General features: G+C 48.6%; 18 protein-coding genes, 2 tRNA genes and 1 other RNA gene. 14 read left to right on the top strand and 7 right to left on the bottom strand.

Annotation, left to right across the window (positions count from 1 at the left end):
- Positions 1-2 precede the first annotated feature (2 nt).
- Positions 3-77, top strand: a tRNA-Pro gene (locus Q0110_RS17170).
- A gap of 342 nt (positions 78-419) precedes the next feature.
- Here Q0110_RS17170 and Q0110_RS17165 read toward each other — a convergent pair.
- Together Q0110_RS17165 and Q0110_RS17160 are read right to left on the bottom strand one after the other, a co-directional pair.
- The gene (locus Q0110_RS17165; protein WP_297909320.1) at positions 420-566 is read right to left on the bottom strand and encodes a hypothetical protein; all 147 of its coding nucleotides are present in this window, start codon (positions 564-566) and stop codon (positions 420-422) included.
- Positions 567-1,060: 494 nt separating this feature from the next.
- A complete protein-coding gene (locus tag Q0110_RS17160) occupies positions 1,061-1,183 on the bottom strand; it encodes a hypothetical protein (RefSeq protein ID WP_297909318.1) in 123 nt (40 codons plus the stop codon).
- Between the two features lie 222 nt (positions 1,184-1,405).
- Between Q0110_RS17160 and Q0110_RS17155 the strand changes: the two genes are divergently transcribed.
- The 4 genes from Q0110_RS17155 to Q0110_RS17140 all read left to right on the top strand — a co-directional run bounded on the left by Q0110_RS17155 (position 1,406) and on the right by Q0110_RS17140 (position 8,975).
- On the top strand, positions 1,406-2,740 hold the full coding sequence (locus Q0110_RS17155; protein ID WP_297909316.1) for a TolC family protein: 1,335 nt from the start codon (positions 1,406-1,408) through the stop codon (positions 2,738-2,740).
- A 46-nt stretch (positions 2,741-2,786) separates the two neighbouring features.
- On the top strand, positions 2,787-4,037 hold the full coding sequence (locus tag Q0110_RS17150; protein ID WP_297909313.1) for an HlyD family efflux transporter periplasmic adaptor subunit: 1,251 nt from the start codon (positions 2,787-2,789) through the stop codon (positions 4,035-4,037).
- A gap of 206 nt (positions 4,038-4,243) precedes the next feature.
- Entirely contained in the window at positions 4,244-6,616 is a 2,373-nt protein-coding gene (locus Q0110_RS17145) for an ABC transporter permease (protein WP_297909310.1), read from the top strand.
- Between the two features lie 34 nt (positions 6,617-6,650).
- A complete protein-coding gene (locus Q0110_RS17140; protein ID WP_297909307.1) occupies positions 6,651-8,975 on the top strand; it encodes an ABC transporter permease in 2,325 nt (774 codons plus the stop codon).
- Positions 8,976-9,090: 115 nt separating this feature from the next.
- Here the strand turns inward: Q0110_RS17140 and Q0110_RS17135 are convergent, their stop codons facing one another.
- Positions 9,091-10,140, bottom strand: a complete 1,050-nt coding sequence (locus Q0110_RS17135; protein WP_297909304.1) for a linear amide C-N hydrolase — start codon at positions 10,138-10,140, stop codon at positions 9,091-9,093.
- A gap of 220 nt (positions 10,141-10,360) precedes the next feature.
- On the opposite strand from Q0110_RS17135, the gene Q0110_RS17130 reads away from it, so the two are divergent.
- The 5 genes from Q0110_RS17130 (at position 10,361) to Q0110_RS17110 (ending at position 13,709) form a co-directional block, all read left to right on the top strand.
- Positions 10,361-11,383 carry a DUF362 domain-containing protein gene (locus Q0110_RS17130; protein ID WP_297909301.1) on the top strand — a complete coding sequence of 341 codons (1,023 nt, stop codon included), beginning with the start codon at positions 10,361-10,363 and terminating at the stop codon, positions 11,381-11,383.
- A 130-nt stretch (positions 11,384-11,513) separates the two neighbouring features.
- Positions 11,514-12,116 carry a riboflavin synthase gene (locus tag Q0110_RS17125; protein ID WP_297909298.1) on the top strand — a complete coding sequence of 201 codons (603 nt, stop codon included), beginning with the start codon at positions 11,514-11,516 and terminating at the stop codon, positions 12,114-12,116.
- A gap of 132 nt (positions 12,117-12,248) precedes the next feature.
- Complete coding sequence (locus tag Q0110_RS17120; protein WP_297909296.1) at positions 12,249-13,160, top strand: J domain-containing protein; 912 nt, start codon at positions 12,249-12,251, stop codon at positions 13,158-13,160.
- A gap of 13 nt (positions 13,161-13,173) precedes the next feature.
- Positions 13,174-13,491 carry a chaperone modulator CbpM gene (locus Q0110_RS17115; protein WP_297909293.1) on the top strand — a complete coding sequence of 106 codons (318 nt, stop codon included), beginning with the start codon at positions 13,174-13,176 and terminating at the stop codon, positions 13,489-13,491.
- 146 nt (positions 13,492-13,637) lie between these two features.
- Positions 13,638-13,709 (top strand) — tRNA-Met (locus tag Q0110_RS17110).
- 83 nt (positions 13,710-13,792) lie between these two features.
- Here the strand turns inward: Q0110_RS17110 and Q0110_RS17105 are convergent.
- From Q0110_RS17105 to rnpB, 3 genes are all read right to left on the bottom strand, one after another.
- On the bottom strand, positions 13,793-15,148 hold the full coding sequence (locus Q0110_RS17105) for an MATE family efflux transporter (protein ID WP_297909290.1): 1,356 nt from the start codon (positions 15,146-15,148) through the stop codon (positions 13,793-13,795).
- A gap of 25 nt (positions 15,149-15,173) precedes the next feature.
- Complete coding sequence (locus tag Q0110_RS17100) at positions 15,174-16,547, bottom strand: YihY/virulence factor BrkB family protein (RefSeq protein ID WP_297909289.1); 1,374 nt, start codon at positions 16,545-16,547, stop codon at positions 15,174-15,176.
- Positions 16,548-16,575: 28 nt separating this feature from the next.
- Positions 16,576-16,931: RNase P RNA component class A (gene rnpB, locus Q0110_RS17095), an RNA gene on the bottom strand.
- A 406-nt stretch (positions 16,932-17,337) separates the two neighbouring features.
- Between rnpB and Q0110_RS17090 the strand changes: the two genes are divergently transcribed.
- The 4 genes from Q0110_RS17090 to Q0110_RS17075 all read left to right on the top strand — a co-directional run bounded on the left by Q0110_RS17090 (position 17,338) and on the right by Q0110_RS17075 (position 23,186).
- Positions 17,338-18,858, top strand: a complete 1,521-nt coding sequence (locus Q0110_RS17090; protein ID WP_297909288.1) for a Do family serine endopeptidase — start codon at positions 17,338-17,340, stop codon at positions 18,856-18,858.
- 140 nt (positions 18,859-18,998) lie between these two features.
- Positions 18,999-19,859, top strand: coding sequence for an RNA polymerase sigma factor RpoD/SigA (locus tag Q0110_RS17085; RefSeq protein ID WP_121736482.1), 861 nt, complete (start codon positions 18,999-19,001; stop codon positions 19,857-19,859).
- A 109-nt stretch (positions 19,860-19,968) separates the two neighbouring features.
- On the top strand, positions 19,969-21,441 hold the full coding sequence (locus tag Q0110_RS17080; RefSeq protein ID WP_297909279.1) for a glycoside hydrolase family 125 protein: 1,473 nt from the start codon (positions 19,969-19,971) through the stop codon (positions 21,439-21,441).
- A 167-nt stretch (positions 21,442-21,608) separates the two neighbouring features.
- On the top strand, positions 21,609-23,186 hold the full coding sequence (locus Q0110_RS17075; RefSeq protein ID WP_297909277.1) for a sulfatase: 1,578 nt from the start codon (positions 21,609-21,611) through the stop codon (positions 23,184-23,186).
- 766 nt (positions 23,187-23,952) lie between these two features.
- Here the strand turns inward: Q0110_RS17075 and Q0110_RS17070 are convergent.
- Complete coding sequence (locus Q0110_RS17070; protein ID WP_297909262.1) at positions 23,953-24,198, bottom strand: hypothetical protein; 246 nt, start codon at positions 24,196-24,198, stop codon at positions 23,953-23,955.
- Positions 24,199-24,370 lie beyond the last annotated feature (172 nt).

The raw sequence follows: 24,370 nt of genomic DNA, 5'->3' as shown, positions 1-24,370 counted from the left end.
AACGGGGTGTAGCGCAGTCCGGTTAGCGCACCTGCTTTGGGAGCAGGGGGTCCCAAGTTCGAATCTTGGTACCCCGACTTAGAAAAAGGGAAATAGTTGATATTCAACTGTTTCCCTTTAATTGTTTTAGTCCCCCCGGAACAGGAATGGAACATAAGTTATCAAAGTGCCTCGTTTTAACATAACGGGACAATTTTGGGATATGATAAGTCTCTAAAAAATCAAGTATAGGTGTCTTGGCGTTGATTCAATTAAAACTTCATGCTCCTGCTTAAATCTCCTTGGCCCCGTCCGTATGACCGATGATGGCTGGATGCCTAGCGATCCATTCCGAATACTCAAAGTGATTGTATATGTCCGTAACATCCAATTTCTAAACACAAAAAGGCCCCCGAAGTGGAGCTTTAAAGGACATATCTCTAAACTAAGGATAGTAAAAAGAAAAGGAACAAGAAGATCAATACGGTAGCTATAACCTTTGCCGTTGTACTTCCACTGCGTTTAGCCTCGTTTATCGAGGCCCCGACCAGCATGACAAAACCTAATACGATAACAAACGTCAACATATCGCAAATATAATCATTCCTTCGGGAGTAACAGCATACATTTTATGTGATGGATCATATCTTTTTGAATGAGCAATAAAAAAGCTCTGTATGAAAATACAGAACTTCAAAATATTTCTATAGAGAAAGTATCTTCAAAGATTTTTGATCCATATTTTCCCCGCAGGAGTGATTGTGTAAATATAGAATCCTACTGCAATAATAGCTAAAACCATAAATATAAACAAACCTGCATTCATAATCTATTCTTTCCCGGTTTCCCATACCGCAAATCTACATTTGAAAACATGAATGAAAATACGATACTAGAATTGTACGGAAGTAATACGAATACATTTCTGTTTACCGCAAAAAGATGGTTCCGAATTCTGCGTAAGCAAGTTCGGGCATGAAAGAAATATCCCTACCGTATTCCTGGAAAATCCGGATGACGGTATCTTGATAAGACTCGGACGGGGCACTATCACGAAACCCAACGCAACGAGTGGCACAACTTAATGCGACAGGTAGCGCAGCTTGACACAACGGGTAACGTAGCCTAACGTAACGAATGGCGTAGCCTGGCGCAACCTGTCGAATAAGCTTTCATTCCCTGTCAATACACATTTCCCTGCCATTTTAAAGTTTATACTTTACGATGGCTAAACACCATAATACCCAACTTCGAATACATAGATGTTTTCCTCCGAAAGCCGGGGAAGAGTGTCAAACAATTAGACAGCATTGTCAAAATATTGGACAGTTGTAAAAATAAGTCTTCTAGTTATCTGATTGTTATTTAATTATTTATCTGTTTTGGCACGCTCTTTGCTACTATTTGAGCAGAAAATAATAGAGCAATGAAACAGATATTACTTACAACAGTTCTTTCTCTCAGTTTCGCTACGGCGGCGGTGGCCCAAGAGAAACTTTGGACATTGGATGAATGTATGCGCTATGCCGTGGAAAACAGCCCCTCGGTTAAAAAGCAAGTTTATACATCTGATACGTATAAAGCGGAAAGAGATGCGGCTGTAGCCTCTTTTTTTCCGGCGGCATCAGCTAAAGTTGGAGCGCAATATAGCTTTGGCCGTTCGATTGACCCTGCGACCAATACCTATGAGAATACTTCCACGTTTAATAATAGCTATGGCCTCGATGCCTCCATCCCGATCTTTACGGGTGGGCAGTTGATCAACCAGTGGCTGATGGCGAAGTCTAATCGCCGTATGGGGATTAATGACATACAGAAAGCGAAAGACGACTTGGCGTTGAAAACCATGCAGGCTTACATGGACGTGGTATATTATAAAGGGACTGTCCGGATGGCGGCCGAGAAATTAGAGGAAAGCAACCGTACTTTATATAAGACCCGCCGTCAAGAGGAGCTAGGGCTGAAAGGAAAAGCGGATGTCGCCCAGTTCGAGGCTCAGGTGGCCGCCGATGATTATACATTGACCCACCAACGGAATCTTTTCAATACGGCCTTGCTCACTTTGAGAGAATGTATGAATTATCCGTCAGACTTAGAGTTGGAGGTAGATACTTTGTTGCCGGATATCGCTTATGTACCGGAAGTTGAGAACGTGGCGGAGATATTCGCTTATGCGTCCGGAAATAATCCGACCGCTTTGCAAGCCGAATACCAATTGACCCAGAGTAAATACCAATATCGTATTTATAAAGGGAAATTGCTACCTAGTATTTATTTGAACGCAGGAATCTCGACAAGCTATTTCGAGAACCTGAAGTCTGAGGCCGCTCCGGAATCTTTCCGGAACCAGTTTAAGAACAACCGTGGTGAGTATATATCCTTTAGCCTTAGCTTTCCCTTGTTTGACGGTTTGAGCAGGTTGACGAACGCTCGCCGCTACCGTAACGATATGCGGATCGCCAGAGAGACAAGAACTGAGGTCTTTCGCCAGTTGCGAACAGCGGTAGAACAATCGGTCCTGGATCGGGAGGGATACGCTAAGGAGGCCATACAAATGGACAAGAAGGTGAAATCGGACGAATTGGCTTATCATATCACCCTGCGGAAATACGAGGAAGGCTTGATGAGCACGCTAGACGTACAGACAAGCGCGAATACGCTACTAGAGTCCAAGGCCAATTTGCTTCAGAAGCGGTTGATGTACTTATTAAAAAGCAAATTGGTGGATTATTATAAAGGAAAGCCCCTTTTCAATGAGTGAGGATAGAGAACATGGAATTTAGGTGATAATAAAAATAAAGAATACGATGGATATACAATTAGAGAAAAAGAAAGGCCTTCAGAAGAAGCATATTCCTTATGTGGCAGGTGGTACGTTGTTCGTTGTCTTGTTGGGATGGATCATCTTCGGAGACCATGCCTCTACGTTGAAGGTGGATGCGAGAGGAATCAGTATCGGTAATGTGACCCGTGAGCAATTCAACGACTTCTTCCGTATGGATGGGCAGGTACAACCTATCACGGTGGTGCAGCTTAGCCCCGAGGAAGGTGGTATCGTGCAAGAGAAAGTCGTGGAAGAAGGCGCCCAGGTGAAGAAAGGCGATATTATTGTCCGCCTCAGTAACTCTAACTTGGATTTGCAGATATTGAACGCCGAGGCGGAGTTGGCGGAGAAACAGAACTTCCTGCGTAATACGCAGGTAACCATGGAGCAGGATAAGTTGACCAATCAGATGGAAAAGCTTCAATACGATATGGATATGAACCGGGCACGTCGCGCGTTCAACCAACAAGAGCAGTTGTATAAAGAGAACCTGATCGCCAAAGAGGATTTTCTGAAGGCGAAGGAGGATTTCGAGTTAGCCTCTCAAAAGCACGCCCTGATCACCGAGCGCTTGCGCCAAGACTCTATCTCACGTACGATCCAGATGGATGAGATGGAGGCTAGTTTGGCGAACATGCGAAAGAATATCCTCTTGATCCGAGAGCGTAAGGAGAACTTGAATGTCCGTTCGCAGATCGATGGCGAGCTTGGCCTGTTGGACGTTGTGCTGGGGCAAAGTATCAGCCCCGGGCAGAAGATCGGCCAGATCAACGACCTTTCCGATTACAAGATCGAGGCCATGATCGACGAGCATTATATAGACCGTGTCAAACCAGGTTTAAGCGCCGCTTTCGAGCGCCAAGGCTCCTCTTTCGACTTGATGGTACGCAAGGTCTATCCAGAGGTTCGGGATGGTAAGTTCCGTACGGATTTTGTTTTCACGGGTGAGCGTCCGGATAATATCCGCAGCGGGCAGACCTATTACATCAACTTGGAGCTAGGGCAGCCTACCGAGAGCATCATTATCCCGAAGGGGACTTTCTTCCAGAGCACGGGGGGGAGTTGGATTTTCGTTCTTGATCCTGACGGGAAGAAAGCTTACAGGCGTTCTATCAAGATCGGTCGTCAGAACCCGCAATACTACGAGGTACTTGAAGGTCTGGAAGCCGGCGAGAAAGTGATTATCTCCAGCTACGAGAGCTATAAGGATAATGAAGTGCTGGTATTGGAATGATAATAGGAGATATGAAAAGCGAAGAATCCTCCGGGGAATGTACCTCCGGAGGATTTTTTATGTCAAATAACTGGACAGTAGTGTCAAAAAATTGGACAGTCGACCGAAGCCTTTGATTTGATATTCTTCTGATATATAATAAGATATATGTTTTGGCATACCATTTGTTCTTTTTAAGGTAAAGAAAAGAATAAAATCAATATAATATGAAGAACATACTAATCGCCATTCGTTCTATTTTTAAGAAAGGACGGCACAACGTGATGAAAATAATATCGTTGGGAGTCGGTTTAGCTGTCGGCTTGGTATTGATAGCCAAGGTCTATTTCGAGCAGTCGTATGATGACTTTTATCCGGATAGAGACCGTATCTACCAAGTTTGGGCGAAATACCAGCAAAATGGGGGTGAGCTGAAAGATTATCCGCAGACAAGCGGTGGTATCGCTCCAACCATGCGGCAGCAAATACCCGAGATCGAGTCCGTTACCCGGTATACAAGTTTCGGGAGCTGGACTTTTACGATGACCGATACCAAGATGAAGTATACCGGCCGTTGTATCATCGCGGATAGTTGTTTTTTCGATATTTTACCCCGTCCTATGCTGGTAGGAGATGCGAGGGAGATTCTTTCCACTCCGATGTACGTGTTGATCTCAAGTCGTATAGCGAAAAATATCGGAGGTAATGTTGTGGGGAGGAACTTTACGATCGATAGCGCCCCGGGGCGTACGATGACGATCGGCGGCGTTTTTGAGGAAGTGCCGGAGAATTCCCATTCCCGTTATGATGTTATCGTCTCTATGGCCTCGGCCAATCGGTTCATGTGGGAGGGGTCGCCAACTAATATGCTGGGAAACGATCGTTATATAAGTTATGTGAAATTACATAAGGGGGTAAATCCTCTAGCCTTGGAAGAGCAGGTACATGCGTTCGTGAATACTTATTTCCCCCCGGAGGAACAACAAAAGGTCGGGCTAAATATTGATTTCTCGTTTCACAGGCTGGATAATCTTCATAAGGAATTACCACAGGTAAAACGAATGACGTGGATACTTTCCTTGTTGGCTTTCGCCTTGATCTTCACGGCGGTGATGAACTATATCTTGATCGTGATATCTTCTACCGTGAATCGCTCGAAAGAGGTGGCTGTTCATAAATGTTATGGAGCCAGCGAGAATGATATTCATGGGATGATGTTCGGTGAGGCGCTGGTACATATGGTACTTTCGTTGATTTTGGCTTTATTGCTGATTCTCGCGTTTAGAGGTACGGTGGAAGAGTTGCTGGCAACCTCGTTAAGCTCCTTGCTTTTGTCTGGAGGCAGCTTGGTATTGCTAGGGATATGTATCTTGGTGTTTTTCGTGTCCGGTTTTATGCCGGGATCATTATATGCCCGTATTCCGGTAGCTTCCGCTTTCCGTAATTACCGGGAGAATAGGCGTGTCTGGAAAAAGGTGTTGCTGCTTGTTCAGTTTGTCGCCACGGGCTTTTTAGTGACAATGCTTGTTTTTGTCGCCCGCCAATATACGTTTATGGTGAACGACCGTCCGGGATATAATTATGAGAATTTGGCTTATTGCGGGTTGGTGGGGGTAGATTCCACTTCCCGCGCCAAGATCTTGGAGGAGGTGGTGCGGCTTCCGGAGGTAACCTCGGCTACTACGATTTATCAGTTACCCTTCGAGCGTGCCTCCGGTAATAATGTTTTCTTACCCGGTTCGGACCGAGAGCTTTTTAATATAGCCGATCTATATTGGGTAGGCAACGGATATTTGGAGATGATGGAGATCCCGGTGATCCAAGGTCGCTCGTTCACGGAGAATATCGCGAACTCTAGGGAGGTAATGGTGGATCGCCGTTTCGTGGAGAAGATGAAACTAGTGGCCGGCTGGACGGATGACGTGATAGGGAAGTCTATCTGTATCACCGAGCATAGCCAGAATAGGGAACCGTTTACTATTTGCGGGGTTTACGAGAATATACGCTTGGGAGGAATCGCTAATCAGGATATGCGGCCTTCCGTGTTGTTCTATGACCATGAGCCGATGTATATCTTACAGGTGAAATTTCATGAGCAGACAAGCGAGAGTTTAGCCCGCTTGCAGCAGAAGATATCCGAGATATATCCGGATCGTGACTTGAATGTTATCTCTTTTCGTTCGGAAATGGTAGACTTGTATAAGGATTCCCGCCAATTCCGTGATTCCGTGATGATCGGAGGCTTGATCACGCTCTTGGTCACGTTGATCGGGCTTATCGGTTATACGAATGATGAGGTGAGCCGCCGTCGTAAGGAGATAGCGGTACGCCGTGTGAATGGGGCTACCTTATGGGATGTATTGGGGTTGTTCGTAAGGGATATTTTTTATATTGGCGTATATGCGGTTGTATTAGGCGGTGGTATGGCGTATTTTGTCATACAAAAGTGGCAAGAGCAATTTTCGGAGAAAGTGCCTTTGTCATGGTACATATTCTTGGGATGCGGCGCATGCGTATTATTGATTATATATTCCGTGGTTTGCCTGGATGTCCGCAAGACAGCCAACGATAATCCGGTAAATTGCTTGAAATTCGAGTGATCGGAAATTAATAATTCATTAAATTATATAACCCATGAATAATATATTGAACTTTAAATCCTTTTTAAAATTTCTCGGAAGAAACAAAGCCTATACGCTGATCGACGTATTCGGTTTGTCCGTATCGTTGATGTTTGTGTTATTGATAGCGGTCTATACGGTACAAGAGATGTCTACCGATAAATTCCACACCAAGGCAGACCGTATTTATCTGGTCGGGAATGAGAATTGGATGGCTACGGGAGCCGCTATTCCCTATAAGATAAAGGAACGCTATCCGGAGGTAGAGAAAGTCTGTCCGGTCGTAGCGAGTAATTTCAGCGGTACCGTTGTCGTTGCCGGCGACCGGAAGTTCAAGGCGAACGTGATGTTTGCGGATTCTACTTTTTTCGATTTCTTTGATTTCCGGTTGTCACAAGGTTCTCGCGAGCAAGCCTTGGCTGCCATGAATTATGCGGTGGTCTCTACCTCGTTCGCCCGCAAGATGTTTGGTACGGATGATCCTATGGGACGCCAGTTAATGATAGGCGATACCATATCGGCTACTGTAAACGGCGTGGTGGAAGACTTGCTTCATTCCTCTATTCCTGAAGCGGATGTAATCGTACGTTGGGAGCAGGTGGGGTGCTTGAATTGGTCGTTGGCTCCGGACCAGTTGGGGAATGCCGGGAGTACATCGGCTTTTGTCTTGGCGCGTGAGGGGAGTGATTTTCCTTCTCGTGCGGAGGATATGGCCAATTGGTTCAAGGAATTTTATTGGCCGTACCAATATGGGACGGCAAAGGAGGTACGCATACTGCCGCTCAGTGAGCAATATTTCACGAAAACCTCCGACTCCTCTTTACGGAATGGGGATTGGCGTTTCGTGGTCGTATTGATGTCTGTCGGTTTTCTTATCCTGATTTTCGCTGTTATTAATTACATTAACCTGACAGTCGCCCAGGCCGGTTTCAGGGCGAAGGAGATGGCTACCAGGCGTCTTTTAGGTTCTTCACGAGGGGAGCTGTTTATGCGTTTGATATTAGAATCTACTTTGCTTACGTTTATTTCCTTGATCGTAGGAGTCCTCCTTGCGCTGGCGGTCGTGCCGTTTGTTAATGATTTATTACAGACTCGTGTCGATATGAGCGTATTGGGTAGGCCTGTTTGGTTATTGGCCCTGGTTTCATTAACTGTTGTCGTGGGTACTTTATCCGGATTATTGCCTGCTATCATTATTTCTTCCTCTAAGCCGATCGAGGTGGTTAGAGGCACGTTCCGGACCAAGACGAAAATGGTGTTCAGCAAATTCTTTATTGTTTTCCAGAATGTGATCACGATTACGATGATAGCGGCCTCTATCGTGATGGTAGGCCAGATCGTTCATATGATCAACGCTCCTGTCGGATATAAAACGAAGAATCTGTTGGCTATGGGTTCGGTAGATGAAAGGCAGTTGTCCGCTTTTGTCGGAGAGCTGAAAGGCTTGTCGTGCGTAGATAGGGTAGGGAAGACCCGTGGGCTTCCTTTGTTCGGTAGCAATAACTTGACTACTACTTATCAAGGGCAGAATATGTCTTTCCAGCAGTTCGTCATGGATAAGGAATGTTACGATATGTTGGGATTGGAGATTTTGCGTGATAACCATTTAACGACAGGGGGCTGGTACTTAAACGAGCAGGCGATGCGTGATATGAACCTGCCGGAGGATGCGGTTTCGTTTACGTTGGATAGGAGTGATAAGCCGGTAGCGATCGCGGGCATCATCCGGGATTTCTATTGCCATGGAAATGTGACGACCGTTAAAAGCCCTGTCATGTTCCGTTTCTTGAAAGATAATGAAACTCCTTGGATGATCTTGATCGAGACACAAGGTGATCCTTTCGTAGCGAAGGAGACCATCGGTAAAGTATATGAGAAAGTGACCGGACTGGAGTTTGAGGCTTATTTCATGGATGAGAGTTTGCAAAAATCATTCGACTCGCAAATCCGTTTGGCAAAGATCGTAATCGTATTCTCGATAATCGCCATCGTTATTTCTTTGCTAGGTCTGTTGGCGATGTCTACTTATTTTATCCAACAACGTTCACAAGAAGTATCCGTAAGAAAGGTGTTTGGTTCCAGCAACCGGCAGATATTGGTCAGGCTGGTATTCACGTTCTTGAACTATGTGCTGATCGCTTTCCTGATCGCCATACCTATTATTATATACTTTATGAGAGATTGGCTGTCCGATTATTCATATCGTATCAGTTTAAGCCCGCTGATATTTATCGCCGCCGGTTTATTCTGCCTCGTGATCTCGTTTGTCTCCGTCTTTTTCCAGAGCTACCGGGCCGCCACGTCGAATCCGGTGGATAGCTTTAGGTATAGGAACTAATCGTTATGCGTATGAAAAAACGGATGTAGCGATTGTTTGAGGATAAGGCCCTTGTCTCCTGATGAATAATGGACAAGGGCCTTATCTCTTTATACCGATCTGTTTTTCTATCCCTTTAGATTCCGAACAGGAACGATAGCGGTTTGCTGTCCTTGAAATCCTTGGCGGTGTCTCCGGCGTAAATCTCGCCGTTTGTGAGCGTTAATTTCTTGATCGGCGTACCCGCCTTGAAATCCAAGTTCTTGAAATCTACCCAGAAGATATCCGGGCTTAAGGTAGACTCGAAGTAATACACCTTGTTTTTCTGATCGGCCACTGTGCGCCAACGGGTAGAGGCGATATTCGGTTGTTCAGGGATCGTGATCCCCAGAGGCACCGATACATTACGTATTACGCTGAATACCCCGGCTACCGCCTCCCGGAAATTACTTGTCTGCGGGATGGCATGGATATAGAAAGAGGCACGCACGAAACGATCGGAAGCCCGGTTCGTGCCCGGTAGCATGACTAGGCCGCCTATTTGCTGCCAGTAATCATTCAGGGTGAGTTGTTTGTCATACGTCGGGGAGTTCGTCATGACTTGGCATTCCCGTCCCTTGTGGATAACCAAGTTTCCGTTCAGGTACTCAAAGATGGCGCTGTTTCCCGATGCGTCCGAGATCGAGAGATGCAAGGTCGATTTCGCCCCGTTCGGAAGATCCGGGGCATCGATGCGGAACACCTCCTTGCTTAGCTCGGCGACCGCCTCGTCTACCGTAGCGAAGTTATCAAGTACATATTGCGTCCAGATGCTGAGGCCCATGACCGGGCGGTTATCGTCAGGCCGGAAATAAGAAGACTCCGCGAGGAACAACAAGTTAGCCACAAGCCCCTTCTCGTTCATGCCATCGCACGTGCCGATATCATAGCCGGCGGATACCACGCTTCCATACTTAGAGGTCCACCGGATCGTATTGTCGGACGTCGCTCCCCTTCTCTGTATCCCCCGGGGAAAGAGGTAGAGATTGGATTGCGGGTCTTCTTTCCAGTCCATGGTACGTCCGGTCACTACCATATCGTCCGTCCCTAGGTAAACGGCCCTTGTACATGCCTCACTTTCTGAAGGGCTTATAAACATTGATAAGCCGACGAAAACAGAGGCCAGCGTTAAGTTTATTGATTTCATAAGATCTATATTTATTTAAGATAATCTACTTATGAAACAAGTGGCTTTTGGGAATGTTTAAAGATGATTTAGAATGATATACGAGATCATGTGGAGAGCCGGGATTTCGTTTTTAGGTGCCCTAAATTCGTTTTGCTCCTAAAAGAGTCTTGTTCCTCGTTTTTTTTAAGAACTTTGTATGTTGATCAAATTAAAAACATAAGCATTTAAATTCTATATCATGACAGCGAAACAGAAAATGTCGCGCCGTAACTTCATCCGGAGCTCGGTTGTTATGGGGGGCGCATGGATAGCGGCAGGCTCCATACCATTGGCTTGCGCCGCTAGCGAGGTGAAGCTGGGTACGAGAAGAAGTGAGTCTTCTTCCGGAGCCTCGAAGGTATATATGTTGAGATATATCACGCCCTGGAACATGCTCCGTCTCTACGATGCCCTAGGGAGGAAAGCCGAGGGGAAAGTGGCGGTGAAGCTCTCTACGGGAGAACCGGGCGGTCATAATTTCCTACAGCCAGCTCTTATCAAGGATTTGGTCGAGAAGGTGAATGGTACGATCGTAGAATGCAACACGGCTTACGGAGGCGGTCGTGCGGACACTGCCAGCCACCTGAAAGCCGCGGCCGATCATGGATTCACCGCCATCGCCAAGGTCGACATCATGGATGCCGATGGTGAGGTAGCCCTTCCGGTTCAAGGTGGCAAGCACCTGAAAGAGGATTTCGTAGGTTCTCATTTCCTGGATTATGATTTTACGGTCGTTCTTTCCCATTTCAAGGGACATGCCATGGGGGGCTTTGGAGGAGCGCTCAAGAATATCTCTATCGGTATCGCCTCCTCCGCGGGAAAGGCTTGGATACATACGGCAGGCAAGACAAAGACAGACTTGTGGAACAACCTCCCAGAGCAAGATCATTTCTTGGAATCGATGGCCGAGGCAGCCAAGGCCGTGATCACCCATTGCGGAGACAGGATTCTTTATATCAACGTGATGAACCGTCTTTCCGTAGATTGCGATTGCGACTCAAATCCGGAAGAGCCGAAAATGGCAGATATCGGCATGCTAGCCTCCCTTGATCCCGTGGCACTGGACAAGGCTTGCGTGGATTGGGTTTACGCCTCGCCCGATCCCGGCCGTGTCCACCTGATCGAGCGCATGGAATCCCGTCATGGCATCCATATTGTAGAACATGCGGAGGCATTGGGTATAGGAAGCCAACGTTACGATTTGATCTCCTTAGACGATTGATAAAGCCGCTTCATACCGTAATTTAAAAACATTTAATAACGTCGCTTTTAGCGGGCTTATTACCCCAAAGACGCTATCTTTGCCCATGATAAGTAAAAGTTTTGGAGTACGAACTAAAAGCAATTCGATTATGTTCTCAGGTATTGTAGAGGAAGCGGCTCAGGTAGTAGCCCTCCAATCCGATAAAGGAAACCTTCATCTGACGATGAGGTGCTCATTCGTGAATGAGTTGAAAATAGATCAAAGCGTGGCTCACAACGGTGTTTGCCTTACGGTGGTAAGCATGACGGATGATACGTATACGGTTACCGCCATCAAGGAGACCTTGGAGCGCTCGAACCTCGGAAACCTGAAAGTGGGCGATAAGGTGAACGTGGAGCGTAGCATGTTGATGAACGGTCGCTTGGACGGGCATATCGTACAAGGACACGTGGATCAAACCGCCGTTTGCGCCGAGGTGAAGGAGGCGGACGGGAGCTGGTACTATACGTTTGAGTACGCCTTCGACAAGGAAATGGCCCGGCAGGGATACATGACCGTGGAGAAAGGCTCCGTTTGCGTGAACGGCGTAAGCCTCACGGTATGCAACTCCCGGCAAGATAGTTTTCAGGTCGCTATCATCCCGTATACGCACGACAACACGAACTTCTGCCAGATCGAGAAGGGTACGGTCGTGAACCTGGAGTTCGACATCGTCGGGAAGTATATCAGCAAGATGATGCAGTTTAAGTAAGGCCTCATGCCCTCGAACGTGTACGATCGGGGGCATTGTTTTTTTAAGTAAATTTTCACTAACCAAGACTGTCCTTGGTATGTTTATTGTTATATGACTATATGGGAAAAATAGACAAAACATATCATAATTATGGCCTATATCGATTATTACAAGATTTTGGGAGTGAGCAAGGACGCTTCTCCGGAAGATATCAAGAAAGCCTATAAGAAACTGGCACGGAAATATCATCCGGACTTGAATCCGAACGATCCCGACGCACATCGTAAGTTTCAGGAGATCAATGAGGCGAACGAAGTGCTTAGTGATCCGGAAAAGCGTAAGAAGTACGATCAGTACGGAGAGAATTGGAAACATGCGGATGAGTTCGAGGCCCAACGGCAGCAATACGGCCGGCAGGGGAATGGCTTTGGCGAAGGCTTCCCGGGAGGTGGTGGTTCCTATTGGTCTGCCTCTGGCGACGAGGACGGGTTCTCGGATTTCTTTGAGTCTATGTTTGGTTCTCGCCGGAGCGGTGGTCGTTCCGGTCGCGGGTTCCGCGGGCAAGACTACACCGCCGAACTGCATTTATCTATGATAGATGCCTCTAAGACACACAAGCAAGTCATTACCGTGAATGGCAAGAACCTGCGTATCACGGTTCCCGCCGGAGTAGCGGACGGGCAAACCATCAAGTTGAAAGAGCAAGGTGGACCGGGCGTGAACGGCGGTCCAGCTGGCGATTTATACATCACCTTCGTCATACCGGATGACAGCCGTTTCAAGCGGGTGGGCGACGACCTGTACCTCACCGTCTCCTTGAATCTCTATACGGCGATATTGGGTGGCGAGCAGATCATCGATACCTTGGATGGCAAGGTGAAGCTGAAAGTAGGGCCGGGTACGCAAAACAATACGAAAGTCCGGTTGAAAGGCAAGGGATTCCCTGTGTACAAGAGAGAGGGGCAGTTTGGTGACTTGATCGTGACGTACTCGATCGAGGTACCGACCAACCTCACGGAGAGGCAAAAGGAGTTGTTCCGGGAAATACAAAGTCTAAATTAAAAACAGGTGTATTATGCAAACAGATTTAGTTATTGTCAGTGAATACTGCCAGAAATGCCATATAGACCCTTCGTTCATCATCTTGCTGGAGGAAGGAGGCTTGATAGACGTCAACGTCATGGATGGAGAGAAGTACCTCTTCTCTTCCCAGCTTCGGGATCTGGAGCAATACACACGTATGTATTACGACTTATCTATTAACATCGAGGGAATCGAGGCCATTCACCATATGCTAGGCCGGATGAGGAATTTACAAGCGGAGGTGCAATCGTTGAGAAATCGCCTGCGTTTATACGAGCCGTTCGATTTTGATACGATAGAGGAACTTTAGTGTCAAATCGTTGTCAAACAAGGCTCCACCACCGGATAACGGAGGGTATACGTAAACAAATTGAAAATATTTCTTGAAAATGTTTGGAAGTTTGAAATGTAATGTATATCTTTGCACTCGCAATCAGGAAATGATAGCGACTATATCGCGGAGTGGAGCAGTGGTAGCTCGTTGGGCTCATAACCCAAAGGTCGTAAGTTCGAGTCTTGCCTCCGCAACAGAAGAAAAAGTAATGAAACCCTCAAGTCGTCGGCTTGAGGGTTTTGTTCTTTATAAAACAATAAAAACGGATAAGGTATACCTATTTCTTCCGTAGCGGTCCCTTGTTCTTCCAGAATCCCAGTTTATAATAAATATAGGTGATCGTAAGCCCGATGCAAAGGCTGGCGCCGATAGCCCACCAGATACCGCTCCGTCCCCAGATAGAGCTGAACCAATAGGCAAGGGGGATACGTATCAGCCAGAGGCAGGTAATGCTCACCACCATTGGAAACAGGGTATCACCGGCCCCCCGCAGTGCCCCGTTGAAGACGTTCAGGCCACCATGTACCGCAAAGAATCCTCCCATGATCAACAAGTACTCCCTGCCGATCCTGATCACCTCCGGGTCCTTGGTGAAAGCCAGCATCATCTTATCGCCGAAGAAGTAGATAGCCGTGAAGGTAGCGAGCCCCAGCGATAGGTTGACAAGCATGGCGAAGCGTACTCCGTCTCGTACCCGGTCCAAATGCCCGGCCCCGATATTCTGCCCGCAGAAAGCCGCTAGCGCCCCGGAGAGGGTCAATACCGCCTGGATGATGATCGTATCTATCTTTCCTGCCGCCCCGTAAGCGGTAAGCGTGTCCGTGCCGAAACTATTCACGATCCCTAGCAAGGCGATCAGTCCTAGCGATATGGCGCATTGCTGTACGCTGGTAGGAAGCCCGATGCGGAGCCCTTCCTTGAAAAGCCCCGTGTCGAACAATAAATCCTGTTTCTTGATAGAGAGCAGTGGATGGGTATTATTCACGTATCCTAAAGCTACGCACATGCCAATCCCTTGGGCGATCACCGTAGCCCGTGCCGCCCCTTCAACTCCCCATTTGAATACGACGATGAAAAGCAAGTCCAGGGCGATGTTCAAGGCCGTGGTAAGCAAGATGAACAACATAGGCCGCATCGATTCCCCGACCCCCCGCAATATAGAGATGATACTGTTGAAGGTAACGAACAAGAATGTCCCCCCCACATAGATTCTGAAATAGACGACCGCCAGCGGGATCACGTCCTCCGGCGTATTCGTCAGCCTGAACATCGGCTCGGCGAAAATAATCCCCGCTATAGATAGCAGTATCCCCGCCACCAGCATGAAGATAAAGAAAGAGGAGAAGGCCTTCTGTACCTTGTCGAACTCCTTCGCCCCGAAGAATTGCGAGACTACCACCGACGTACCGCTACCGATGCCGATCACCAGCGAGATGATAAAGTAATAGAGGAAGAAAGAGGCCGATACCGCCGCCAGCGCCTGTTTCCCCAGAAACTGCCCGACGATGACGCTATCCGTCACGTTATAGAATTGTTGCAGCAGGTTACCGATCAACAAAGGAAAAGCGAAACGCAGGATTACCTTCCATACCGCCCCACTCGTCAAATCCCTATTTCCCGTCTTGATTTTCAATTTTCAACTCTCAATTTTCAATTCCCTATAGGTCTTTCAGCAAGATATTATCGTTCGCCTTTATCATATCCTGCCGTGTCTTCAGCAGGGCTTTCCATTCCTTGCTGAAAAGTTGGCTCGTGTCTATCTTGAAGTTCTCGGAACCATACTCGTCCATGCGGGTCAGCAGGTAGCTCACCGTGATCTGGTTAATGTCTACCGCCGGCTGGTAATAAGCCACACGGTCATCGTTCCCGTAATTCACCTCGATGATGACACCCAGCTCCGTGAGCAGGTACAATATCTGTGTCGTTATACGGATCGGGATGCGGTAAGCGTCGGACAGCTCATCGGCAGTATAAGGCTTCTCTGCCTTCGCGAACCGCTTGATGATTAGCGAGGCGATCAGCAGGGTCAGGAAATCCTTGTACCGCCGGCTGATGTTCTTGCTGTCTCTCTCGAAACTGAACTTCTTCACGTTCTGGGAGGCGTACGACAACTCGGCCCCGAACAGGCAGATCAACCACGATAGTTGCAACCAGAGCAACAACAAAGGCAAAGCGGCGAAGCTACCGTAGATGGCGTTGTATTTGCTCACCCAGATCTGCCCGCTGATATAAATAAACTGGAACAACTGGAAAGCACAGCCGGAGATGAAGCCCGCCACCAGCCCGTTCACGAACCTTACCTTCGTGTTCGGTAGGGAGACGTACAGCCCCGTGAAAGCCAATGTAGTGATGATGTAAGGCGCTATATGCAGGAACAGCTCCACGAGTGGCGTGAAGAAAAGATATTGTCCCAAGAACGAGTTCTGCAAGGTAGACATGAAGATAGACAAGCCGCTCGAAGCCGTCATCAACACCGGCAGCACGAGAAACAGCGCCAGGTAGTCGGATATCTTCCGGTACCACGGACGGGATTTCTGGATCTGCCAGATATCGTTGAACGTATCTTCCACGGACGAGATCAGGTTGATCACCGTATAGAACAACAAGATCAAGCCGACCCCGATGATCACCCCCCCTTGCGCTTGCGCCAGGTAGCTCTCCACGAACTCGAACGCTTTGTTCAGCTCCATCTCGTGCCCGGGGAAATAATCGAACAACTCCTGCCGTACCGTCCCTTGGAAGCCGAAGCCCTTGGCTATGCCCAGTAATACCGCCAGCAAAGGCACGATAGCAAGCAAGGTACTATAGGTGAGTGCCGATGCCTTGGTCTGCAGGTTCTCGCTCTGGAACCCCCGCACGGCGAGTATGACCGTTTTGATGATATTGATATAAACCTCCTTCAGCCCACTCACTTCATTCTCGGTGATCCGCCAAATGTCGTAGGTCACGAAACGGATGGTCCGTGCTAATAATGCGCTGATCCGTTCTCCAATAGGCTTCCTGTTTTCTTCCCGCGGCTTGTTCTTGGGCATATCGGCACATGATTTAATTGGCAAATAAAAAAGCAGTCTGCCTGTAAGCCGGGTCCTGTTCCTCTTCGGAAAGAGGTGCCTGCCATTTATCTTGTCTTACCGTCACCGATAAGCTTTAGCGGTCTACCCCCCGGCATCGGACGAGCCATCCTACATGCGCCGGTATACATGACCTTACAACCCATAAGACGTACGGCATCCCGTATCGCTACGGGACCCGGTGAGCTCTTACCTCACCTTTTCACCCTTACCGGACAAGGCCCGGCGGTTATTCTCTGTTACATTACTCTGCCCTCGCAGACGGCTTCCCGTTAGGAAGTATGGTGCTCTGTGTTGCCCGGACTTTCCTCACACCCGTAGGTGAGCGACAGACCGGCAGACTGCGATTAGGCAAAGATAGGTATTTTAGTTGACAGTTGGCGACAGGTGGTCTACATTTATTTCGGAGGTAGACTGGGTAGGCCGGTTAACTTTTTATTTCTCAGCCGTAAACATATCCTGCCTCCCCGGTGTTTTTTATGCGGGCAGGGAAGGTGGGTCGCTGGTTACGGATGGTCGTTTGGCGGTTGTCGGCTGTCAGTTGTCATGTGTCAACTGCCAATTCGTCTGTCGTTTAACTGTTAAAAAGGTACTTTGCAATACACAGTACTGTTAAGTGCGGTTAAGCCTCTGTAAGACCTCGTTAAAAGTGATAAAAAATACGGAGGAAATGGAGTATCCGCACGATTTTTGAGTTTTCTTTGCCGTAAAGAAACTGTTAAAATTAAGTGTTTAATTAAATAAGAAAAGTATGAAGAATATCTGGAAAAATGTGCTTGGCGTTGCGTTGATGGCAGCGATCGGTTCCGGTGCCGCGATCGGGACAAGTACTTACCTGATGAATAAGAATCAGCGCCCGGTGGAGCTGGCCTCCGGGGTTGAGAATACCTTCAAGCAACCCTACCGGTTGACAAGTTATGGGTCCGTTGCGGCCGAGAACATAGATTTCACCTCGGCGGCAGAGAGCGCTATCCACGGGGTAGTCCATATAAAGGCAACGACAAACGCTCAAGCCTCGGCAGACGGTGGTGGGCAATATATCGACCCGTTCGAGTATTTCTTCGGCTTCGGTGGCCGTGGAGGGTTCCAGCGCCCGCAACCGCAACCCCGTGTGGGAGCCGGATCGGGGGTCATTATCTCTACCGATGGTTATATCATCACGAACAACCACGTGATCGACGGGGCCGATGAGCTGGAGGTTACCTTGAACGATAACCGGAAGTTCCCCGCCAAGATCATAGGGACCGATCCTACCACGGATATCGCCTTGATCAAGGTAGAGGCTACCGACCTTCCCACCATCCCTTTCGGCGACTCCGAGAAGCTGAAGGTAGGCGAGTGGGTGTTGGCCGTGGGCAACCCGTTCAACCTGACCTCTACCGTCACGGCGGGTATCGTGAGTGCCAAGAGCCGTGGTAACATCGGGACCGGCGGGAGAGACCGCAGCAAGATCGAGTCCTTTATACAGACCGACGCTGCCGTGAACCCCGGCAATAGCGGCGGGGCGCTGGTGAACACGAGGGGCGAGTTGGTAGGCATCAACACCGCCATCTACTCCGAGACCGGTAACTTCGCTGGTTACTCCTTCGCCGTGCCTATCAGTATAGCCGGGAAGGTGGCCAACGACCTGAAGCAATACGGAGCCGTGCAACGTGCCGTGCTGGGCGTGTTGATACAAGACCCGCAATACGTGCCCGATGCCGAGAAAGAGAAGGTGAAGGTGCTGGAGGGCGCTTACGTGGGCGGTTTCGCCGAGCGTAGCTCTGCCAAGGAAGCGGGTATCGAGAAGGGCGACGTGATCGTGGCCGTGAACGGCGTGAAGGTTAAATCGTCTAGCGCCTTGCAAGAGCAGATCAGCAAGTACCGTCCGGGCGACAAGGTAGAGCTTACGGTCAACCGTGAGGGCGACACGAAGAAATTCACCGTCGAGCTTCGCAACGCCCAAGGCAGCACCAAGGTGGTGAAAGGCGGCGACAGCGCCGAGGTGATGGGAGCTGCGTTCAAGGCGCTGAGCAACGACGATAAGCGCAAGCTGGGCGTAAGCTACGGTATCGAGGTGACCGGCCTGACCAGTGGCAAGCTGAAAGACGCCGGCATAAAGAAAGGTTTCATCATCATGATCGTGAACAACCAGCGGATCTCCACTCCGGAAGACCTGGAGAAGATCGTGGAGAACATACTTCAAGGACGTGCGGAAGACCAAGGCCTCTTCATTAAAGGCTTCTATCCGAACGGGCGTACGAAGTACTACGCGATAGATCTTGCCGAGTAAGATAAACAAAGACTGTAGTCTTATAGGTGTGAAAAGATTGTTAAAGGTTTCTAATTGGCTGGATGTGGGGTGCGTCCGGCCAATTCTTTCAACAAAAAATGGTTATCTTTGCACCCCGTATTCTCAATTAAACAGATTGAATGAGACAATTAAAGATCACAAAGTCCATTACCAACCGCGAGAGCGCTTCACTGGATAAATATCTCCAAGAGATTGGTCGAGAAGATCTTATCACGGTGGAAGAGGAAGTGGAATTGGCACAGGCTATCAAAAGAGGAGACCGTAGGGCGTTAGAGAAACTGACCCGTGCGAATCTCCGTTTCGTCGTTTCTGTGGCTAAGCAATATCAGAACCAAGGTCTGAGCTTGCCCGACCTTATTAACGAGGGTAACTTAGGCTTGATCAAGGCTGCCGAGAAATTTGATGAGACGAGAGGATTCAAGTTTATTTCCTATGCCGTATGGTGGATTCGCCAATCTATTCTGCAAGCTTTGGCAGAGCAGTCAAGAATCGTGCGCCTTCCCTTGAACCAGGTCGGCTCGCTGAACAAGATCAGCAAGGCCTTCTCCAAGTTCGAGCAGGAGAACGAGCGTAAGCCGTCTCCGGAAGAGCTCGCCGATGAATTAGACATCCCGGTGGATAAGATCTCCGATACCTTGAAGGTGTCCGGACGGCATATCTCCGTGGACGCACCCTTCGTGGAAGGCGAAGACAACAGCCTTTTAGACGTGCTTGTGAACGATGACGCTCCCATAGCGGACCGGTCGTTAATGAACGAGTCGTTGGCCAAGGAGATTGATAGGGCGCTCGCCACACTGACCGAGAGAGAATGTGAGATCATCAAGATGTTTTTCGGTATTGGTTGCCAAGAGATGACATTGGAAGAGATCGGCGACAAATTCGGTCTCACCCGTGAGCGTGTCCGCCAGATCAAGGAAAAGGCGATCAGAAGATTAAGGCAGGGTACTCGTAGCAAGCTCCTCAAATCGTATTTAGGCTGATTTAAAAGAATTATCAAGTTGGCGAAGGCTCCGGTCCGAAAAGGATTGGGAGCCTTTATTTTTTTTCGTAACTTTGCCGTTGGAATATAATACCATAAAAACTATATAAATGACTACAAGACGCAATTTCCTGAAAACAGGAACCGTTTCCTTGGCCGGCCTCTTGGTCGGCGAGAAGATGTACTCCGCGGTGAGTACCCCCGACAATAAGAAAAGTTTCAGCGCTGTCGCCTCCAAGGTGACCGGCAATTACGCCAGCAAGCGCCCGGCTCCGGAGGCACGTAAGTTTACCTCCAAGGCGGTAGAGGAGCAACTGAAGGTTTCCAAGGCCCGTATCAAGGACCCGAAACTGGCGTGGATGTTCGAGAACTGCTACCCGAATACCTTGGATACGACCTGCGAGTTCAAGATGGTAGACGGCAAGCCGGATACCTTCGTGATCACCGGAGATATCCACGCTATGTGGTTGCGCGACTCCTCGGCGCAGGTTTACCCCTTCGTCACCTTGGCGAAGAAAGACGAGGACTTGCGGCAAATGCTGGTAGGCGCCATCAATCGCCAGACCGCCTGTATCCTGATCGATCCCTATGCCAACGGCTTCAACGAGGGTCCTACCGGGAGCGAGTGGGAGAGTGACCGCACGGAGATGAAGAAGGAGCTTCATGAGCGTAAATGGGAGATCGACTCGCTTTGCTACCCGATCCGCTTGGCGCATCACTACTGGAAGGAGATCGGCGATACTTCCGTGTTCGACAGCAAGTGGGAGCAGGCGATGGAGGCCGTATACCGTACCTTCCGCGAGCAACAGCGTAAGGATGGCCTCGGCCCGTATCGTTTCTCACGTGTGACGGATCGTCAGGGGGATACTCTCCTGAACGATGGCTGGGGTAGCCCGGTGAACCCGGTGGGCCTGATCGTCTCTTCTTTCCGTCCTTCCGACGACGCTACGTTGTTCGGCTTCTTGGTTCCCTCGAACCTGTTCGCCATCACCTCTCTCCGTCAGGCGGCTGAGATACTCCGTGCCGTGAGGAAGAACACGGACTTGGCCGGTCGTTGCGAGGCCTTGGCCGACGAGGTAGAGGAGGCGGTGAAGAAATACGCCATCGTGGAGCATCCGGAATTTGGCAAGGTATACGCCTTCGAGGTGGATGGCTACGGCGGCCGTGTCTTCATGGACGACGCTAACGTGCCGAGTTTGTTGGCCCTGCCGTTCCTCGGCTGCGTAGACGTGAACGACCCGGTTTACCAGAATACCCGCCGCTTGGTATTAAGCCCTTCCAATCCTTACTTCTTCAAGGGAAAGGCCGGCGAGGGCATCGGTGGCCCCCATATCGGCTTCGGTTATATCTGGCCGATGAGCCTGATCATGCGTGCCACGACTTCCAACGACGAGGACGAGATCCGTTACTGCATCGAGACGCTTCGCGACACCGATGGCGGCACGGGCTTCATGCACGAGTCTTTCCACAAGGACAACCCTTCCGATTACACCCGTGCGTGGTTCGCGTGGACGAATACCCTGTTTGGCGAACTGATCGTCAAACTGCAATCCGAAGGCAAACTGAAAGACCTCCTAGGTTAATATTACCAAGTTGTAGAGACGGGGCGTGCCCCGTCTCATCCCCTCAAAATGGTAACTTAAAGATACTATCAGCCTGTGGGAGACGGGGCACGCCCCGTCTCTACAAACCCGTAGCTGAATGTACTTAGGCAAAATCAATCCAAACAACATAAATCTAGACGAAATACATGAAAACAAATCAACTATTCATCCTCACAGGCTTGGTGGCGATAGCCTCTACCTCCTGTAGCCAAAAAGAGAACTCGTCCGGGCAACCTGCCAAACCCATGAACATCCTTTACATCATGACGGACGACCATTCCTTCCAAACCATCAGCGCTTACGACAAGCGATACATCCAGACCCCCAACATCGACCGTATCGCCAACGAGGGCGTACGTTTCACCAACAGCTTCGTGGCCAACTCCATCAGCGGTCCCAGCCGTGCCTGCATGCTGACCGGCAAGCACAGCCACAAGAACGGTTTCATCGATAACGCCCATACCTTCGACGGTTCCCAGCAGACCTTCCCGAAGCTGTTGCGAAAGGCCGGCTACCAGACCGCCATGATCGGCAAGTGGCATCTCACCTCCGACCCTACCGGTTTCGATTACTGGAATATCCTCGTAGGCCAGGGCGATTACTATAACCCTGTCTTCATCGATAACGGGGAGAAGCGCCGGATCGAGGGATACGCCACGAATATCACGACTGACTTGGCCTTAGACTGGCTGAGTAATAAACGAGACAAGACCAAGCCTTTCTGCCTCTTGTTGCATCATAAGGCCCCGCATCGTACCTGGATGCCTGATACCTGCGATTTGCGTCTTTATGATGACGTGACCTTCCCGCTCCCCGATAATTTCTACGACGATTACGCCGGTCGTATCGCCGCCTCGGAGCAGGAGATGAGTATCATCGAGGACATGGATATCGTATACGACCTGAAAATGGCCGATAAGGAGAACGAGATCCATTCTTCCAACGCCGGCTTGGAGAAGGCCGGCCGTGCCCTTTACAACCACATGAACCCGGATCAGAAGGCTGCTTGGGACGCTTATTACGACCCGATCATCCAAGACTTCAAGGCGAGGAAGCTCACGGGCAAGGAGTTGGCCGAGTGGAAATACCAGCGTTATATGCACGATTACCTCCGGGTGATTCATTCCTTGGACCGTAATATAGGTATCGTGCTCGATTATCTGGAGAAGAACGATTTGCTGGATAACACGTTGATCGTCTATACCTCCGACCAAGGCTTCTACATGGGCGAGCATGGCTGGTTCGACAAGCGTTTCATGTACGAGGAATCTTTCCGTACCCCGTTGTTGATGCGTCTCCCGGGAGGTAAGAAGGGTGATATCCCGCAGCTCGTGCAGAATATAGATTACGCTCCTACTTTCTTGGAGCTAGCGGGAGTCTCCGTCCCCTCCGACATCCAAGGCGTGTCCTTGCTTCCCTTGTTGAGAGGCGAGCGGCCGGAGGACTGGCGCAACTCTCTTTACTATCATTTCTACGAGTATCCCGCCGAGCATTCCGTGAAGCGTCATTATGGCGTGCGCAACGATCGTTATAAATTGATCCATTTCTACAACGACATCGACGAATGGGAACTCTACGACCTCCAAGAAGATCCCCATGAAATGAACAACCTCTACGGCAAACCCGGCTACGAGGAAATAACAAACCGCATGCTAAACGAACTCCATAAACTACAAAAACAATACGACGACCCAATAGAGACTCCGATAGTAGCTATAGATTGATTCAATGATAGTGGTAGACTTATTCGATAGTAGCTGTAGACTGCTTCGATGATATTCGTAGATTTGTTCGATAGTAGCTGTAGGTTGCTTCAATGATAGTCATAGATTTGTTCAATAATAGCTGTAGACTGCTTCAATGATAGTGGTAGATTTGTTCGATAGTGGCTGTAGACTGCTTCAATGAATAGTCATAGATTTGTTTGATAGTAGCTGTAGACTGCTTTAATGATAGTGGTAGACTTATTCGATAGTAGCTGTAGATTGCTTCAATGATAGTCATAGATTTGTTCGATAGTAGCTGTAGACTGCTTCGATGGTAGTCATAGATTTGTTCGATAGTGGCTGTGGACTGCTTCAATGATAGTCATAGATTTGTTCGATAGTGGCTGTAGGTTACTTCGATGATAGTTGTAGATTTATTCGATAGTAGCTGTAGATTGCTTCGATGATAATCATAGATTTGTTTGATAGTAGCTGTAGACTGCTTCAATGATAGTTGTAGATTTGTTCGATAGTAGCTGTAGGCTGCTTCGATGATAGTCATAGATTTGTTTGATAGTAGCTGTAGATTGCTTTGATGATAGTCATTGATTGATTCGATTATGTTGTAGAGACGGGGCGTGCCCCGTCTCATCCCCTCAAAAGAGTAACTTAAAGATATTATCAGAAAGATTCTATCAGTCTGTGGGAGACGGGGCACGCCCCGTCTCTACAAGCTGGGATAATGGGGGATCTGCCGTGTTATATTGTCCGTATCTGTTTTTCTCTACATCAAATGCTTCAAGATACACCCCACGCCCCCTGCTATCATCAGTGTATATCCCGATATCCCTAACCAGTCCGCTCTTTCGTTCCGTTCTTGTTTGGCCGTGTTATCGCTAGTATCGCTCCGATCGCCGCTATCGTCACCTCCGTTTCCCGCATCACGAGAGAGAGGTATGCAAGGAGAATTAGGGAAAATAACCCGGATGAGCGCAGTAATACATTTAAGTATAATTTCAACGTATTTCATTTTATTTAATTGAAAATTGAAAGTTAATAATTGAGATTTAAATATGAATAATCAAAATATTGAAAGTAGATATATAAGATTCTAAATCGGATAATTAAAATCAAATAACTAAAACTGAATAACTAAAACTGAATAACTAAAACTGAATAACTAAAACTGAATAACTAAAACT

Origin of the sequence: uncultured Parabacteroides sp., from assembly GCF_947855115.1 — a bacterium.
Classification (GTDB): domain Bacteria; phylum Bacteroidota; class Bacteroidia; order Bacteroidales; family Tannerellaceae; genus Parabacteroides.
Note: the sequence above shows the minus strand (reverse complement) of the source record. Positions and strands in the feature narration are given on the sequence as shown.

Excerpts from the sequence above, each read along its gene's own strand:
- Q0110_RS17165 (WP_297909320.1), bottom strand. The coding sequence starts at position 566 with ATGTTGACGTTTGTTATCGTATTAGGTTTTGTCATGCTGGTCGGGGCC.
- Q0110_RS17160 (WP_297909318.1), bottom strand. The coding sequence starts at position 1,183 with ATGGCAGGGAAATGTGTATTGACAGGGAATGAAAGCTTATTCGACAGG.
- Q0110_RS17155 (WP_297909316.1), top strand. The coding sequence starts at position 1,406 with ATGAAACAGATATTACTTACAACAGTTCTTTCTCTCAGTTTCGCTACG.
- Q0110_RS17150 (WP_297909313.1), top strand. The coding sequence starts at position 2,787 with ATGGATATACAATTAGAGAAAAAGAAAGGCCTTCAGAAGAAGCATATT.
- Q0110_RS17145 (WP_297909310.1), top strand. The coding sequence starts at position 4,244 with ATGAAGAACATACTAATCGCCATTCGTTCTATTTTTAAGAAAGGACGG.
- Q0110_RS17140 (WP_297909307.1), top strand. The coding sequence starts at position 6,651 with ATGAATAATATATTGAACTTTAAATCCTTTTTAAAATTTCTCGGAAGA.
- Q0110_RS17135 (WP_297909304.1), bottom strand. The coding sequence starts at position 10,140 with ATGAAATCAATAAACTTAACGCTGGCCTCTGTTTTCGTCGGCTTATCA.
- Q0110_RS17130 (WP_297909301.1), top strand. The coding sequence starts at position 10,361 with ATGACAGCGAAACAGAAAATGTCGCGCCGTAACTTCATCCGGAGCTCG.
- Q0110_RS17125 (WP_297909298.1), top strand. The coding sequence starts at position 11,514 with ATGTTCTCAGGTATTGTAGAGGAAGCGGCTCAGGTAGTAGCCCTCCAA.
- Q0110_RS17120 (WP_297909296.1), top strand. The coding sequence starts at position 12,249 with ATGGCCTATATCGATTATTACAAGATTTTGGGAGTGAGCAAGGACGCT.
- Q0110_RS17115 (WP_297909293.1), top strand. The coding sequence starts at position 13,174 with ATGCAAACAGATTTAGTTATTGTCAGTGAATACTGCCAGAAATGCCAT.
- Q0110_RS17100 (WP_297909289.1), bottom strand. The coding sequence starts at position 16,547 with ATGCCCAAGAACAAGCCGCGGGAAGAAAACAGGAAGCCTATTGGAGAA.
- Q0110_RS17090 (WP_297909288.1), top strand. The coding sequence starts at position 17,338 with ATGAAGAATATCTGGAAAAATGTGCTTGGCGTTGCGTTGATGGCAGCG.
- Q0110_RS17085 (WP_121736482.1), top strand. The coding sequence starts at position 18,999 with ATGAGACAATTAAAGATCACAAAGTCCATTACCAACCGCGAGAGCGCT.
- Q0110_RS17080 (WP_297909279.1), top strand. The coding sequence starts at position 19,969 with ATGACTACAAGACGCAATTTCCTGAAAACAGGAACCGTTTCCTTGGCC.
- Q0110_RS17075 (WP_297909277.1), top strand. The coding sequence starts at position 21,609 with ATGAAAACAAATCAACTATTCATCCTCACAGGCTTGGTGGCGATAGCC.
- Q0110_RS17070 (WP_297909262.1), bottom strand. The coding sequence starts at position 24,198 with ATGAAATACGTTGAAATTATACTTAAATGTATTACTGCGCTCATCCGG.